A 14,716-nucleotide genomic window follows, 5' to 3' on the forward strand; every position below is an offset into this window, starting at 1 on the left:
AATTTTTTCACCTATTCCGGGTGAATCTCGATCGGAGATGCGTACAGACGAAACGGCCCCACCGGATCTCCGATGGGGCCGTTTCAGCAGGTCTTCAGCTCAGTGCTTCTCCGGCCCGAGGTAGTACTCGAACACCAACCCCGCGGCAGCCGCGAGCACGCAGACCACGCCGATGCCGATCAGCCAGAACTGGAAGAACGCGAGGCCGAGGGCGGTCACCGAGCCTGCGGCGGCCAGGGTGATCGGCCAGAAACTGCCGGGTGAGAAGAAGCCCAGGTCGCCGGCGCCGTCCACGATCTCGGCGTCCTCGTAGTCCTCCGGGCGCAGGTCGAGACGACGGGCGACGAACCGGAAGTAGGTGCCGATGATCAGCGACAGGCCCGCGGTCAGCACCATGGCGGTGGTTCCCGCCCACTCGACGCCGGTGCGTGACTGGCCGGTGAAGAATCCGTACACCACCGCGATGATGATGAAGAACACCGTGAGCAGTTCGAAAATCCGCGCTTCGATCTTCATGTCAGATCAAATCCTCACTTGCTCTCGGCCGAGGCCGCGCTCTTGGTATCGCGCCTGGTGTTGAACGGCGTGGTGGACGTGGCGACCGGGGACTCACCGATGGACTCCAGCGCCTCGGCATTGGTCTTGCCCGCCTGGCGCGCGTCCAGGTACTTGGTGAACTTCTCCGGCGTGACCGCGCGGACCTCGAAGTTCATCATCGAGTGGTAGGTGCCGCACATCTCGGCGCAGCGGCCGACGAACGCGCCTTCCTTCTCGATCTTGGTGATCTGGAAGACGTTGTCGGAGTTGTTTTCCTTCGGGTTCGGCATCACGTCGCGCTTGAACAGGAACTCCGGCACCCAGAAGGCGTGGATCACGTCGGCGGCGGCGAGCTGGAACTCGATGACCTTGCCGGTCGGCAGCACCAGGACCGGGATCTCGTTGCTGGAGCCGATCGTCTCGACCTTGTCGTAGTGCAGGTAGGACAGGATGTCGTTCTCCGGCTTGCCGTGCACCGGGCCCGGCTGCGGGTGACCGTCCTCGGTCCGCTCCTGGTACTCCTCGAGCTGTTCCTGGCTCAGCGACTCACGCGCGGTGTCGATGCCGTCGAACTTGTAACCGTCTTTGAAGTCGACGTTGCGGTAGCCGAACTTCCAGTTCCACTGGAAGGCGGTCACGTCGACCGTGACATCCGGGTCGGCCACCTTCTCGTGCACGTAGTTCTGCACGACCACGGTGAAGTAGAACAGCACGGCGATGATGACGAACGGGATCGCCGTGTAGGTCAGCTCCAGCGGCACGTTGTAGCCGGTCTGGCGCGGGAACTCCGGGGAGTCCGCCTTCTTGCGGTGGAACGCGACGGTCCAGAAGGTCAGGCCCCAGACCAGCACGCCCATCGCCAGCGCGGCGACAACCGACCAGGTCCACAGTTCCCGCATCCGGGTGGCCTGCGGCGTGATACCCGAGGGCCAGCCGAACCGCAGCCAAACATTGTCGATCGAGCAGCCCGAGACGAGCAGCGCGGTGATCCCCAAGGACACCGCCAGCCCGGCCCGCCGAAGGATGCGGCCCTGCCGACCCCGGGCGGGTCGTGCCCCGATCTCTTCGCTCGCCTTGTGCGCCACGCTCACGCCTTCCTGGTCGCCACACATTCCGACAGTGCATCGTGCGGGGCTGCGATCGGCCCCGACGATACGTCCTAAGCTCGTTTCAGGACGCCCTCCGGGCCAGCGCGTCCGCGCGGGTCGCCTGAGAGAGACCTGAGTACTACGCAGCGTAGACCAAACGCACCCCCCGTTCGTCGTCGGGTCGGCTTCGACACCTCGCCGAGCGCACCCGGATCACCGTCACCAGCGATTCCGGCCGGGACGCGATGCGCACGACGCGCGAATCCGGTGGGTGCGGCATACTCGGACACTAGATTTCGTCCCCTCGCGCGCCATCCGGTGAGCGCGTATCCCGACTGCGAGAAATGAGGTTGCCGACGCCGTGTGTGGACTGCTCGGATTCCTGGCATCTGACGAGGCGGCACCCGACACGGTGGAGCAGGTCTACGACGCCTTGCACTGCGTGCGGCACCGCGGCCCGGACGAGCGCGGCACCTGGCACGACGACCGGGTGATCTTCGGCTTCAACCGCTTGTCCATCATCGACATCGAGCACTCGCACCAGCCGCTGCGCTGGGGCCCGCCGGGGCAGCCCGACCGCTATGCGCTGACCTTCAACGGCGAGATCTACAACTACCTGGAGCTGCGCGCGGAACTCACCGAGGCGCATGCCGAGGAGTTCCCGGACGGAAAGATCTTCCGGACCGAAGGCGACAGCGAGGCCATCGTCGCGGCGTTCCACTACTGGGGCCCCGAGGCGGTGCGCCGCCTGCGCGGCATGTTCGCGTTCGCGATCTGGGATACCGAGACCAGGGAGCTGTTCCTCGCTCGCGACCCGTTCGGCATCAAGCCGCTGTTCCTGGCCACCGGACCGGGCGGCACCGCGTTCGGCAGCGAGAAGAAGAGCCTGCTGGAGCTGCTGCCCGCGTTGCGGCTGAGCGACGCGCTGGACCCGCGGGCGCTGGAGCACTACACGGTGCTGCAATACGTGCCGGAGCCGGAGACGCTGCACAAGGACGTGCGCAGGCTCGAATCGGGCAGCTACGCCACCGTGCGGCCCGGCGCGGCTGCGGAGATCACCCGCTACTTCACCCCGAAGTTCGCGGTGCGCCCGTTCACGCCGGGTTCGGCGGCGGCGCGCTACCGGGAGATCGCCGCGGCGCTCGAGGACTCCGTCGCCAAGCACATGCGCGCCGACGTCACGGTCGGCTCGTTCCTGTCCGGCGGCATCGACTCCACCGCGGTCGCCGCGCTGGCCATGCGGCACAACCCGAAGCTGATCACGTTCACCACCGGGTTCGAGCGCGAGGGCTACTCGGAGGTGGACGTGGCCGCCGAGAGCGCCGAGGCGATCGGCGCGCGGCACGTGGTGAAGGTGGTCTCCCCCGCCGAGTTCGCCGCGGCGATCCCGGAGATCGTCTGGTACCTCGACGACCCGGTGGCCGACCCGGCGCTGGTTCCGCTGTACTTCGTGGCGAAGGAAGCGCGCAAGCACGTCAAGGTGGTGCTCTCCGGCGAGGGCGCCGACGAGCTGTTCGGCGGATACACCATCTACCGGGAACCGCTGTCGTTGAAACCGTTCGAGAAGCTGCCCCGCGGACTGCGCAGGCTGGCGGGCAGGCTTTCGGACCGGATTCCGGAAGGCACCAGGGGCAAGAGCCTGCTGCACCGCGGCTCGCTCAGCCTGGAGGAGCGCTACTACGGCAACGCGCGCAGCTTCAACGACGCGCAGCTGCGCGCGGTGCTGCGCGAGTTCCGGCCGGAGTGGACACACCAGGACGTCACCGCGCCGCTGTACGCCCAGTCCCGTGGCTGGGACCCGGTGGCCCGCATGCAGCACCTGGACCTGTTCACCTGGCTGCGCGGCGACATCCTGGTCAAGGCCGACAAGATGACCATGGCCAACTCGCTGGAGTTGCGCGTGCCGTTCCTGGACTCCGAGGTGCTGAAGGTCGCCGAGGGCCTGCCGTTCGACCAGAAGATCACCAAGGAGACCACCAAGTACGCGCTGCGCCAAGCGCTGGAGGGCATCGTGCCCGCGCACGTGCTGCACCGCGCCAAGCTCGGCTTCCCGGTACCGCTGCGGCACTGGCTGCGCGGGACGGAACTCTACGACTGGGCTCAGCAGCAGATCGCCGAGTCGCAGACCGACCACCTACTGAACAAGGCCGCGATCAGCGAGATGCTGGTCGCGCACCGGGCCGGGACCGCCGATCACAGCCGCAGGCTGTGGACACTGCTGGTGTTCATGGTGTGGCACGGCATCTTCGTCGAAGACCGGATCAAGCCGGAGATCCAGGAACCGGTCTACCCCGTTTCGCTATAGCTTGCCCGATCGGTAATCGCGCTGTGTACAGCTGGGGCCCGCCGTCGATGACGGCGGGCCCCAGTGTGTCGAATTGTGGTGAGTGCCGATAACTACAGCAGCGGCTTGATGTCGGCCGCGGCTTCGGGGCCGTATGCCTGGGTGAGGCGCTCCAGCGCGGACTCCTTGTTGAGCGTCCACTCCTGGGTGCCCATGGTCTCCAGCACGAGCACGGCGATCAGCGATCCCAGCTGCGCGGAACGCTCCAGGCTCAGCCCGGCGGTGTGCGCGGTGAGGAAGCCTGCGCGGAAGGCGTCGCCGACACCGGTCGGCTCGACCTTCTCGGTCTCGGGCACCACACCGACGGTCACTTCGGTGCCGTCGCGGTCGACGATCCGCACCCCCTCCGCGCCCAGGGTGGTGACGCGGATGCCGACCTTCTGGGCGACCTCCTCCTCGCTCAGACCGGTCTTCTGCAGCAGCAGCGCCCACTCGTACTTGTTCGTGAAAAGGTACGCGGCGCCGTCGATGAGCTGCACCGACTGGTCGCCGTCCAGGCGGGCCAACTGCTGGGACGGATCGGCGGCGAACGGAATGCCGAGTTCGCGGCACTCGGCGGTGTGCCGCAGCATCGCCTCGGGGTCGTTGGCGCCGACCAGGACGAGGTCGAACTCGTGGGTCTCGGCGAGCTCGGCGATGGAGATGTCGCGAGCCTCGCTCATCGCGCCGGGGTAGAACGACGCGATCTGGGCCATGTCGTCATCGGTGGTGCAGACGAAGCGGGCGGTGTGCGCACGATCGGACACCAGCACGGTGGAGCAATCCACGCCGTGCTTCTCCAACCAGGCGCGATACTCGCCGAAATCGGCGCCGACGGCACCGACGAGCAGGGGCGCGCGATTGAGCAGGCCCATGGCGTAGACGATGTTGCCGCCGACGCCACCACGACGGATCTGCAGATCGTCGACGAGGAAGCTCAGCGACACGTGGTCGAGCTGGTCGGCCAGCAGTACGTCGGCGAACCGTCCGGGAAAACGCATGAGGTGGTCGGTCGCAATGGACGCGGAAACGGCGATGGACACGTGGCTGGGCCCTTCAACTGTAGGCGGCAGGCGGTCAAGACCGGGACGACGAAGTCCCGATCTCGATCTCACCGTAGCGGATCCGCCTCACCGATTCGGGCGCAGCTGCGCACGCGCATATTCAAATTAGGCAACTGATTTCGCGAGACATGGGTAACTCGTCGGGACCGCCCAGAACTCGAGCGGCACCCGACGCACGACCTGAACGTGAGACCTACGTCTCCCGACCGGTACGGCCTCGAGCCCCGGAAGGCGAGCAGGCTCAGTTGAAGGAGTCGCCGCAGGCGCAGGAGCCGGTGGCGTTCGGGTTGTCGATGGTGAAACCCTGCTTCTCGATGGTGTCGACGAAGTCGATCGAGGCGCCCTGCACGTACGGCGCGCTCATCCGGTCGACGGCCAGCTTGACGCCGCCGAAGTCGACGGTCAGGTCGCCGTCGAGCGAGCGGTCGTCGAAGAACAGCTGGTAGCGCAGGCCGGCACAACCACCCGGCTGCACCGCGATCCGCAGCGCCAGGTCGTCGCGTCCCTCCTGGTCCAGCAGTGCCTTCGCCTTCGAGGCGGCGGCGTCGGTCAGAGTCACACCGTGGGTGGCGGTCTCGTTCTGCACAGTCATGAACTCTCCTCGAGGAACCTGTGGTCAACCCGTGAACAGCGCACGGGTCGTGTTTGTCAACACCACTCGGCCGGCTGCTATTCCTCCATCTTGCCATCACCTGATCCGCGGTGACACGCAACCTGCGTGAGCCCGCACACTCCCGGCGAATCGGACCGCATTTCCCGCCGCGCAGCCCATCGAATAGCCTGGTCGATGTGAAATTGTTCCGTCGCGGCGAGTCCAGCACCACCGACGCGACCGCCGAATCGACGGTGGTCACGGACGGCGACTCGGCCGCGGGCACCACCCGCACGGCCACGACGGCCACCGCGGGCAAGGGCCGACCCACCCCGAAACGCCGTGACGCACAAAGCAAGCGCCGCGGACCGGTAGCACCCGCTCCGCTCACCGCGAAGGAAGCCCGAGCCCGGCGCAAGGCCACGAAGGGCACCAAGGAGGAGCGCAAGGCGGCCGCCGCCAAACGGCGCGAGGCCGCCGCGGATCGACGCGAACGCATGCTCGCGGGCGAGGACAAATACCTGCCGCACCGCGACCAGGGTCCGGTCCGGGCGTTCGTCCGTGACATCGTCGACGCCCGGCGCAACCTGGTCGGCCTGTTCATGCCGATGGCGCTGGTGCTGATCCTGTCGATGTTCGTCGCGCCCGCGCTGCAGACCATCGTCACGCTGGCCATGCTCGTGATGATGCTGTTCATGGGGATCGAAGGCTTCCTGCTCGGCCGCGTCGTGAACGGCCGGGTCAGGGAGCGTTTCCCGGAGACCACCGACATCGGCTACCGACTCGGCTGGTACGCCTTCGTCCGCGCCTCCCAGATCCGCAAGATGCGCGCCCCGAAACCGCGCGTCAACCCGGGCGACGCTGTGTGATTTTTCCAGCGCCTGCGGCGCTGGGTGTTCGCGGCCCCTTTGTGGCTCGCGTCCGAGCGGCCGCCGCTGGCGACTTCGTCGCGGACGCGGCGGCCACTCGGACGCGAGCCGGGCCGCGAACGGCGGATGCTCGGTCTCGCTTCGCTCGAAACCTGTGGTTGCGGTGCGCTGGGCGCGTAGGTATGGAACTCACTATCGATGCGCGCGGTTCGTCCTAGTGGTCGGCTGTTGACTCGGCCCGGCCGCGGCCGGTGACGGCGTCGCGGACGCGGCGGTCGCTCGGACGTGAGCGGACCGTGAAACACGCATGCTCGCTCTCGCTTCGCTCGAAATCGGGTGGGTTGGGCCGGGGGCGGCGCGAAGGGGGCATACAAGGGTTGTGCAGCCCGCCGACTGACCGCCGTGCTCATCGCTCCTGGCCGCGGCGCCGTCGACGGCGCGCTGCACATGGCTGCACGCGTTGCTTACGAGGCGGCCCGTTCCATCCTGCTCAGCGGTGGTGGTTGTCCCGGCCGAGCATTGCCGTCAGCTCGGAGTGCAGCCGCTGCGCGTCGCGGTCGATGACGTCCGACGAGCCCGCGCGCCCCGTGCTGCGGGCGATGACTGTGGCGAAAGCCACGATGACTGCCAGGGAGACGAGGAAAGTAGCCATGGCAGTAATTTTGCGTTCCATGATTTACCGCCGAAAGTGGCGGTACTGACATTGTTCGTAAAAATACGGCCAGTAGACTGGCGGCATGCTGTCGAAGGTCGCCGTGGTGCTGTCCGAACGCATGGCCATGTTCGAATTCGGGGTCATCTGTGAGGTTTTCGGGCTGGACCGTACGGCCGACGGACTGCCCGCCTTCGATTTCCGGGTGTGCGGCGCGCAGCCGGGCGTCCCGCTGCACTCGACCAGTCCGGGGATAACCGTCACACCGGAGTACGGGCTCACGGAGCTGTCGGCGGCCGATCTCGTCGCCATCCCGGCCGCCGCGACCGACCGCGGGTTCGATCCGCGGGTCGTGGCCGCCGTCCGCGACGCGGCGGCAGCCGGGGCGACGGTGCTCACCGTGTGCTCCGGAGCTTTCCTGGCCGGGGCGGCCGGACTGCTCGACGGCCGCAAATGCACCACCCACTGGCGCTATGTCGAGAAACTCGCCGACGAGTACCCCGAAGCGACCGTCGATCCGGACGTGCTGTTCGTCGACGAAGGTGATCTGATCACCAGCGCGGGCACCGCCGCGGGCATCGATGCCTGCCTGCACCTGGTGCGGCGTGAACTCGGCAGCGGCGTGGCCAACGCGATCGCGCGGCGCATGGTGGTCCCGCCGCAGCGCGACGGCGGGCAGCGCCAGTTCATCGAACGCCCCGTCGCCCCCTGCACCTCCGACAGCCTCACCCCCACCTTGGCCTGGATGAACGAGCATCTCGACCTGCCGCACACCGTCGAAGACCTGGCCACCCGCGCCAACATGTCCACTCGCACCTTCGCCCGCCGCTTCGCCGCCGAGACCGGAACCACTCCGGTGAAATGGCTCACCAACCAGCGCGTACTACTGGCCGAGCAGCTGCTCGAAGAAACCGACCTCGGGCTGGAGCACATCGCTGCCCGCTCCGGCTTCGGCTCCGGCGCCCTCTTGCGCCACCATTTCCAACGCTTGGTCGGCATCGCTCCCACCGAATACCGCCGCCACTTCGGCCGCAGCCCGGAAGAACCGGCCTGATTTCGCCGAGGCCCGTGTTCAGCTCCGCCCGCCCGGCGTCCCCGATAGGAGTTGCGACTCCACCTGGTGCCGCTGGGTCCGCGAGATGCGTCCTGGCCCGGCCTGCCAGGGCGAGACGGATCGGCAAATGCTGCGGTCGTCGGCCGCACAACCACGCTCCGGGATCGGATACCTCGATCCGCCCGCGCGGCGTCCCGACCAGAGCTGCCACCACACTCCCGGCGGGCGGATGCCCCTGGAGTCCGCGAGACGCGCCCTAGCCCGGCTTTGCCAGGGCGAGACGGATCGACAAATGCTGCCTCGGCGGCCGCACAACCACGCTTCGGGATCGGATACCTCGATCCGCCCGCGCGGCGTCCCGACCAGAGCTCCCCAGCACCTTTCAGCCCGGTGTCATGGCGGTCCGCGAGAGATGCGTCTCGGCGCGGCACGCCGGGGTGCGGTGGAGCCGCAGACGTGCAGCGGTCCGCTGTTCGGTTGATACCGTGCACCCGTGTCACAAAACCCCACGTCCGCAGCGCCACGAAGCACCCTCGTTCTCGGTGGCGCGCGGTCCGGGAAGTCGGCGTTCGCGGAGGACCTGGCGGTGCGGGCGGGAGGCCCGGTGCGCTATCTCGCCACCGCGATGCCCGATCCCGACGACCATGATTTCGCCGAGCGCATCGCCAAGCACCGCGGGCGGCGCCCGACGGGCTGGTCGACCATCGAAAGCGCCGATCCGGCAACGATTCTCACCGAATCCACGCCTTCGGCCTGCACCCTGATCGATGACATCGGCACCTGGCTCACCGCCCGCATCGACGCGCGCGACGCCTGGGAAGCCCCGCGCGGCACGGTCTCCCCCGACACCGACGCGCTGGTCGCCGCCGTCGCCGCCTATACCGGTGATCTCGTGATCGTCAGCCCGGAGGTCGGCATGGGCGTCATCCCCGCCACGCGCTCCGGCTGCCTCTTCCGCGACGAGATCGGCACCCTCAACCAGCGCCTGGCCCAGGTCTGCGACGAAGCGTTCTTCGTCATCGCCGGTCTCCCGCTCCGGCTCAAATAGCAACAGGCCCCCTCGCACGTGCCCGCCCTGCGAGGAGCCGACTGCCGGGCAGTCGTCCCGCACCGATCAGCCCGTCAAGCGGCGAGGTCAGGCCCGCGCTGAACATCTCCGCACACATCGCAACCGCGCATTCGCACCCCGCTGGCCGGAATCGGAGCAAGCCATCGAGCGGCTCGGGGCCCCGGCGGCACTGCCGAGCGGGTGCGGCGGGGCCGGACGTCCAGCCGACGGCGGGGCGGGCAATGGCAAGATTGGGCGGCGTAGTCGGCGGAACCGCCATGACCGAAAGGCTCGATAGTGACGCACGGATTCGGACCGGTAGCGCCTCCGGACGCACAGTTTCGTGCGGCGGCCGAGCAGCGGCAGGCACAGCTGACCAAACCGCATGGGGCACTGGGCCGACTGGAGCAACTCGGTAACTGGGTGGCGGCCTGCCAGGGCGCGTGCCCGCCCCAGCAGTTCGAGCGCGCTCGGGTGGTGGTGTTCGCCGGGGATCACGGCGTCGCGCGGCACGGGGTGTCGGCGTATCCGAGCGAGGTCACCGCGCAGATGGTCACGAACTTCCTGGGCGGCGGGGCCGCGGTGAACGCGCTCGCGGCCGTGGCGGGCGCGACCGTCCGGGTCGCCGATCTCTCCGTCGACGCCGACACCGACCCGCAGGTTTCCAAGCACAAGGTGCGTCGCTCCAGCGGGTCGATCGATCGCGAGGACGCGCTCACCGCCGCGGAGGTCGAGTCGGCGATCGCCGCGGGCCGCGCCATCGCCGACGAGGAGATCGACGCGGGCGCCGACCTGCTGATCGCGGGCGACATGGGGATCGGCAACACCACTCCGGCCACGGTGCTCATCGCCAGCCTCACCGATACCGAACCGGTCGCCGCGGTGGGCCGCGGCACCGGCGTGGACGACGCCGGATGGATCCGCAAGGTCGCCGCCATCCGCGATGCGATGCGCCGCGCCCGCCCGGTGGTGAAGGACCCGGTCGAACTCCTTCGCGTGGCAGGTGGCGCCGACTTCGCCGCGATGGCCGCGTTCCTCGCCCAGGCCGCCACCCGGCGCACGCCCGTCATCCTCGACGGCGTCGTCGTGACGGCCGCGGCGATGGTCGCCGAAGACCTCGCCGCGGGTGCGAGCGCCTGGTGGCTGGCCGGCCATCGGTCCACCGAACCGGCACACGACCTCGCGCTGCGACATCTGCGCCTCGAACCCTTGGTCGACCTGACCATGCGCCTCGGCGAAGGCTCCGGCGCCCTGACAGCACTTCCCATCCTCCGCTCGGCGGTGGCGACTCTCACGGAGATGTCCACCTTCGCCGAGGCGGGCGTCAGCACCGCGGAACCCGAACCGGCAACCCCCGCGCCGAACCTGCGCAAGTGAAGTCTTCCCGCCCCTGCGCCGCCTTACTCCACCCGTCGACGCCGGGTGGGACGCGGGAGAACCCGGCACCGCCGCCGGTCATCGACCAGGTTTCCGGCAACACGCGCCGAGTACCGCCTGCCGAACGAGGTTGGGCGTGAACGGGGTTCGGTTGGCGATCTCCTGGCTCACGGTACTGCCGGTACGGGGGCCCGATGACGTCGATCGATCCGCGGCGCGGCGGGCGATCCTGTTGGCGCCGCTGGTCGGCGCGCTACTCGGCGCGGGGGCCGCGGGCCTGCTCTGGGCGCTGACCCGGGCGGGAACGAGCGCTTCGCTGGCCGGGCTGCTGACGGTCGGCGCACTGGCGTTGGTCACCAGGGGTATGCACTTGGACGGCCTGGCCGACACCTTGGACGGGCTCGGCAGCTACGGGCCGCCCGAGCGGGCCAGACAGATCATGAAGAGCGGCGGGGCCGGTCCTTTCGGTGTCGCGGGGCTCACGTTCACCATTGGGGTGCAAGCGTTTTCGTTCGCGGCCCTGGCCGATTCGGGCAGATGGCTCGCGGTGGCCCTCGCCGTGGCGAGCGGCCGTGTCGCGGTGATCCTGGCCTGCCGGGGCATTCCCGCCGCTCCGGGCACCGGGTTCGGCGTTCTGGTCGCGGACACGCAATCGGCTGTGGCCGCGGTGTGCTGGCCGGTGGCCGCCGTCGCCCTCGCCGTTTTCGCCGTCTCCGGCTACCCCTGGCTCGGGCCCCTCGCCGTGACGCTCGGCCTGGCCGCCTCGGCGATCCTGGTCCGGCACTGCGCCCGCCGCTTCGGCGGAGTCTCCGGTGACGTCCTCGGCGCCGCGGTCGAGACGACCGTAGCGGTTACCGCGGCCGTCCTGTCCCTCGCGGTCCAGACCGTCTGACCCGCCTGCGCCGTAGATTCGACATGCCGACTTGGACATTGGTCCAGTTCGGAACCGCCCGAGAGTCTGGGTCACTGGAATTTTTCCGGCCGCGGCGCGCGGATCGTCTGGGTCGGGCAATAAGGTGGGCGGTATGTCTTCTGAACGCCTGTATTTTCGCCAGCTGTTGTCGGGACGCGACTACGCCGTGGGCGATCCGATCGCGACGCAGATGCGTAACTTCGCGTATCTGATCGGCGATCGGGAAACAGGCGAATGCGTGGTGATCGATCCGGCATACGCGGCGGGTGACCTGGTGGACATCGCCGAGGGAGACGGTCTGCGGCTCAGCGGCGTGCTCGCCACTCACCACCACCCCGATCACGTGGGCGGCACGATGCTCGGCTTCACCCTGCGCGGGGTGCGCGAACTCCTCGAAAAGACAAGCGTCCCAGTGCATGTCAACGCCAAAGAGCTGCCGTGGGTGGCCAATGTCACGGGTATCGCCGAAAGCGAACTGACCGGTCACGAGCACGGCGACAAGGTCACCGTCGGGGCCTTCGACATCGAGTTACTACACACGCCCGGACACACTCCGGGCAGCCAATGCTTCCTGTTCGACAACCGCCTGATCGCCGGCGACACCCTGTTCGTCGACGGCTGCGGCCGCACCGATTTCCCCGGCGGCGATTCGGACGAAATGTTCCGCAGCCTGCGCTACCTGGCCGGACTGGCGGGCGACCCGGTCGTCTACCCGGGCCACTGGTATTCGCAGGAACCCAGCGCCGCACTGTCCACTGTCCGGGACAAAAACTACGTCATGCGTCCGCAGACGCTGGAGCAGTGGCACATGCTGATGCCGGGCTGAGTCACATACGCCGCATCCAGCCGTGCTTGTCGGCGAACGTGCCGCGCTGGATGCCGGTGAGGGTGTCGCGCAGAGCCATGGTGACCGCGCCGGGCTCTCCGCCGCCGATGGTGAACTCGCCCGTACCGGAACGGACCCAGCCGACCGGGGTGATCACCGCGGCGGTCCCGCAGGCGAAAACCTCGGTGATCTCACCGGATTCGGCGCCCTTGCGCCATTCCTCGACCGAGATCTTGCGTTCCTCGACCGGGAAGCCGGAATCGGCGGCAAGGGTGAGCAGCGAATCGCGAGTGATGCCCGGCAGCAACGAGCCGGAGAGTTCCGGCGTGACCAGCCGCGCCTCGGAACCGGACCCGAAGACGAAGAACAGGTTGTTGGTGCCCATTTCCTCGACGTAGCGGCGCTCACACGCGTCCAGCCACACCACCTGATCGCATCCCTTGGCCGTTGCCTCGGCCTGGGCGAGCAGCGAAGCGGCGTAATTGCCCGCGACCTTCGCCTCGCCGGTGCCGCCCGGCGCGGCGCGCACGTATTCGGTGGACAGCCAGACCCGCACCGGCTTCACACCGCGCGGGAAGTACGCCCCCGCCGGGGAACCGAGCAACAGGTACTTGTACGCCGCGGCGGGCTTCACACCGAGTCCGGCCTCGGTGGCGAACATGAACGGCCGCAGGTACAGCGATTCCTCGCCGCCCGCCGCGGGCACCCAGTCCCGGTCCACCTCGAGCAGTTGGCGCACCGACTCGATGAACAGCTCGTCGGGCAGCTCCGCCATCGCCATACGGCGAGCCGACCTGCGGAAACGCGCGGCGTTGGCATCAATCCGGAAGCAGGAGACGCTGCCGTCACCCTGACGGTAGGCCTTGAGCCCCTCGAAGATGGCCTGGCCGTAGTGGAACACCATGGTCGCGGGGTCCAGCGCCAGCGGGCCGTACGGCTCCACGCGCGCGTTCGTCCACGTGCCGCCGACGTAATCGATGGAGACCATGTGATCGGTGAAGTACCGCCCGAACCCCGGCTCCGCCAGTACCTCTTGTCGCCGCTGCGCCGCGAGTGGCGCGGGATGCGGAACACGGGTGAACTGTGCGGCAGCGGTCATGGCGACGATCCTATCCGGCTCGATTCCGGCGATTTCGCCACGGTCCGCGCCCCTGGTCCCCCGCGGGGCACGGCGCAGACCACGGGGGACCAGGCGAGCGCGGCGGGGCGGCGAAAGTCGCCACCGCGCCGTCGCGGCCGCCCCGCGGCGGGAGTTACTTGGTGTTGGTGCGGACGAACGGTGGGCGCACGGTTTCGCAGCGCAGGCGGCGGCCGCGGACGTCGACCTCGACCTCGGTACCGGGTTCGATGCCGGCCGAGGTGTCCAGCAGGGCCAGCGCGATGCCGACCTTGAGGGTGGGCGAGAAGGTGCCGGAAGTGGTTTCGCCGACCGGTTCGCCGCCCCTCAGCACGGTTTGCCCTTGCCGGAGCACACCGCGGTCGAGCGCCTTCAGGCCGAGCAGGATTCGGCGCGGGCCGTCCGACTTCTCCTGCTCCAGAGCGGCCTTGCCCCAGAACTCCGGTTTCTTCCAGCCGACCGCCCACCCGCAGCGCGCCTGCACCGGGGAGATCTCCAGCGAGAGTTCGTGCCCGTGCAAGGGATAGCCCATCTCGGTACGCAGGGTGTCGCGGGCGCCGAGCCCGGCCACCTGGCCTTCGGCGGCGCGCACCCGCTCGATCAAGGCGCCGAACAGCGGTTCGGCGTCGCCCCAGCGCGGCAGCAGCTCGTAGCCGTGTTCGCCGGTGTAACCGGTGCGGCAGACCCGGACGGGGCGCCCGTCCCACACGGCGTCGGCGTAGGCCATGTACTCGAGGTCGGTGGGCAGGCCGAGCGCGCTCAGCACCTCGGTGGAACGCGGGCCCTGCACGGCGAACACGGCGTACTCGCGGTGCTCGTCGGTGACGGTGACGCCGTCGGGCGCGGCCTTGCGCAACTCCGCGACGACCGCCGCGGTGTTGGCGGCGTTCGGCACCAGGAAGATCTCGTCGTCACCGGCGTAGTAGGCGATCAGGTCGTCGATCACTCCCCCGTCAGGAGCACAGCACAGCGTGTACTGCGCCTTGCCCGGCTGGATGCGGCCGAGATCGTTGGTGAGCGCCGAGTTCACGTACGCCGCGGCGCCGGGGCCACGCACCGTCGCCTTGCCGAGATGGCTGACGTCGAACAGACCCACCGCCGTGCGAACCGCCTGGTGCTCGGTCACCGTGCCCGCGTAGGACACCGGCATCTCCCAGCCGCCGAACGGCGCGAAGGTGGCGCCGAGCTCGACGTGCACGGCGTGGATGGGTCCTTGCAGGAGGCTCGTCTCGGTCACCCGCCGAGCTTATCCGCCG

14 protein-coding genes are annotated in these 14,716 nt (G+C 68.7%); 7 read left to right on the forward strand and 7 right to left on the reverse strand.

Translation table 11 applies throughout. From position 1 onward, the window contains the following. Positions 1–99 precede the first annotated feature (99 nt). Entirely contained in the window at positions 100–516 is a 417-nt protein-coding gene (locus LTT66_RS02795) for a cytochrome c oxidase subunit 4 (protein ID WP_233063561.1), read from the reverse strand. Between the two features lie 14 nt (positions 517–530). Beyond that, entirely contained in the window at positions 531–1,649 is a 1,119-nt protein-coding gene (ctaC, locus tag LTT66_RS02800; protein WP_228825942.1) for an aa3-type cytochrome oxidase subunit II, read from the reverse strand. A 337-nt stretch (positions 1,650–1,986) separates the two neighbouring features. On the opposite strand from ctaC, the gene asnB reads away from it, so the two are divergent. After that, positions 1,987–3,930 (forward strand): asparagine synthase (glutamine-hydrolyzing), encoded by a 1,944-nt coding sequence (gene asnB / locus LTT66_RS02805; RefSeq protein WP_233063562.1) that lies wholly within the window; start codon positions 1,987–1,989, stop codon positions 3,928–3,930. 92 nt (positions 3,931–4,022) lie between these two features. Here asnB and LTT66_RS02810 read toward each other — a convergent pair whose 3' ends face one another. Both LTT66_RS02810 and LTT66_RS02815 read right to left on the reverse strand, forming a co-directional pair. Next, positions 4,023–4,991, reverse strand: coding sequence for a carbohydrate kinase family protein (locus LTT66_RS02810; protein ID WP_043689202.1), 969 nt, complete (start codon positions 4,989–4,991; stop codon positions 4,023–4,025). Positions 4,992–5,253: 262 nt separating this feature from the next. Continuing rightward, positions 5,254–5,604 carry a HesB/IscA family protein gene (locus tag LTT66_RS02815; RefSeq protein WP_181723503.1) on the reverse strand — a complete coding sequence of 117 codons (351 nt, stop codon included), beginning with the start codon at positions 5,602–5,604 and terminating at the stop codon, positions 5,254–5,256. A 197-nt stretch (positions 5,605–5,801) separates the two neighbouring features. Between LTT66_RS02815 and LTT66_RS02820 the strand changes: the two genes are divergently transcribed. After that, the gene (locus LTT66_RS02820; RefSeq protein ID WP_408638737.1) at positions 5,802–6,473 is read left to right on the forward strand and encodes a DUF3043 domain-containing protein; all 672 of its coding nucleotides are present in this window, start codon (positions 5,802–5,804) and stop codon (positions 6,471–6,473) included. A gap of 490 nt (positions 6,474–6,963) precedes the next feature. Here the strand turns inward: LTT66_RS02820 and LTT66_RS02825 are convergent, their stop codons facing one another. Beyond that, a complete protein-coding gene (locus tag LTT66_RS02825) occupies positions 6,964–7,125 on the reverse strand; it encodes a hypothetical protein (RefSeq protein ID WP_233063563.1) in 162 nt (53 codons plus the stop codon). 85 nt (positions 7,126–7,210) lie between these two features. Here LTT66_RS02825 and LTT66_RS02830 point away from each other — a divergent pair, with 85 nt between their 5' ends. The 5 genes from LTT66_RS02830 to LTT66_RS02850 all read left to right on the forward strand — a co-directional run bounded on the left by LTT66_RS02830 (position 7,211) and on the right by LTT66_RS02850 (position 12,343). Continuing rightward, positions 7,211–8,179 carry a helix-turn-helix domain-containing protein gene (locus tag LTT66_RS02830; RefSeq protein ID WP_233063564.1) on the forward strand — a complete coding sequence of 323 codons (969 nt, stop codon included), beginning with the start codon at positions 7,211–7,213 and terminating at the stop codon, positions 8,177–8,179. 493 nt (positions 8,180–8,672) lie between these two features. Continuing rightward, entirely contained in the window at positions 8,673–9,227 is a 555-nt protein-coding gene (gene cobU, locus LTT66_RS02835; RefSeq protein WP_233063565.1) for a bifunctional adenosylcobinamide kinase/adenosylcobinamide-phosphate guanylyltransferase, read from the forward strand. Between the two features lie 297 nt (positions 9,228–9,524). Beyond that, the gene (gene cobT / locus LTT66_RS02840; RefSeq protein ID WP_233063566.1) at positions 9,525–10,604 is read left to right on the forward strand and encodes a nicotinate-nucleotide--dimethylbenzimidazole phosphoribosyltransferase; all 1,080 of its coding nucleotides are present in this window, start codon (positions 9,525–9,527) and stop codon (positions 10,602–10,604) included. Between the two features lie 136 nt (positions 10,605–10,740). Further along, on the forward strand, positions 10,741–11,496 hold the full coding sequence (locus tag LTT66_RS02845) for an adenosylcobinamide-GDP ribazoletransferase (protein ID WP_233063567.1): 756 nt from the start codon (positions 10,741–10,743) through the stop codon (positions 11,494–11,496). A 133-nt stretch (positions 11,497–11,629) separates the two neighbouring features. After that, a complete protein-coding gene (locus tag LTT66_RS02850; RefSeq protein WP_181723510.1) occupies positions 11,630–12,343 on the forward strand; it encodes an MBL fold metallo-hydrolase in 714 nt (237 codons plus the stop codon). 1 nt (position 12,344) lies between these two features. On the opposite strand, the gene LTT66_RS02855 is transcribed toward LTT66_RS02850, so the two are convergent. After that, complete coding sequence (locus LTT66_RS02855) at positions 12,345–13,442, reverse strand: branched-chain amino acid aminotransferase (RefSeq protein WP_043689177.1); 1,098 nt, start codon at positions 13,440–13,442, stop codon at positions 12,345–12,347. Positions 13,443–13,596: 154 nt separating this feature from the next. After that, positions 13,597–14,697, reverse strand: coding sequence for a glycine cleavage system aminomethyltransferase GcvT (gcvT, locus tag LTT66_RS02860; RefSeq protein WP_233063569.1), 1,101 nt, complete (start codon positions 14,695–14,697; stop codon positions 13,597–13,599). Between the last annotated feature and the right edge of the window lie 19 nt (positions 14,698–14,716).

The organism is Nocardia gipuzkoensis, assembly GCF_021183645.1.
GTDB classification, from domain to species: Bacteria; Actinomycetota; Actinomycetes; order Mycobacteriales; family Mycobacteriaceae; genus Nocardia; species Nocardia abscessus.

Bases quoted from the DNA above. Each gene is read 5' to 3' on its own strand.
- LTT66_RS02795 (WP_233063561.1), bottom strand. From the start codon at position 516: ATGAAGATCGAAGCGCGGATTTTCGAACTGCTCACGGTGTTCTTCATC.
- ctaC (WP_228825942.1), bottom strand. From the start codon at position 1,649: ATGTGTGGCGACCAGGAAGGCGTGAGCGTGGCGCACAAGGCGAGCGAA.
- LTT66_RS02815 (WP_181723503.1), bottom strand. From the start codon at position 5,604: ATGACTGTGCAGAACGAGACCGCCACCCACGGTGTGACTCTGACCGAC.
- LTT66_RS02825 (WP_233063563.1), bottom strand. From the start codon at position 7,125: ATGGCTACTTTCCTCGTCTCCCTGGCAGTCATCGTGGCTTTCGCCACA.
- LTT66_RS02830 (WP_233063564.1), top strand. From the start codon at position 7,211: ATGCTGTCGAAGGTCGCCGTGGTGCTGTCCGAACGCATGGCCATGTTC.
- LTT66_RS02850 (WP_181723510.1), top strand. From the start codon at position 11,630: ATGTCTTCTGAACGCCTGTATTTTCGCCAGCTGTTGTCGGGACGCGAC.
- LTT66_RS02855 (WP_043689177.1), bottom strand. From the start codon at position 13,442: ATGACCGCTGCCGCACAGTTCACCCGTGTTCCGCATCCCGCGCCACTC.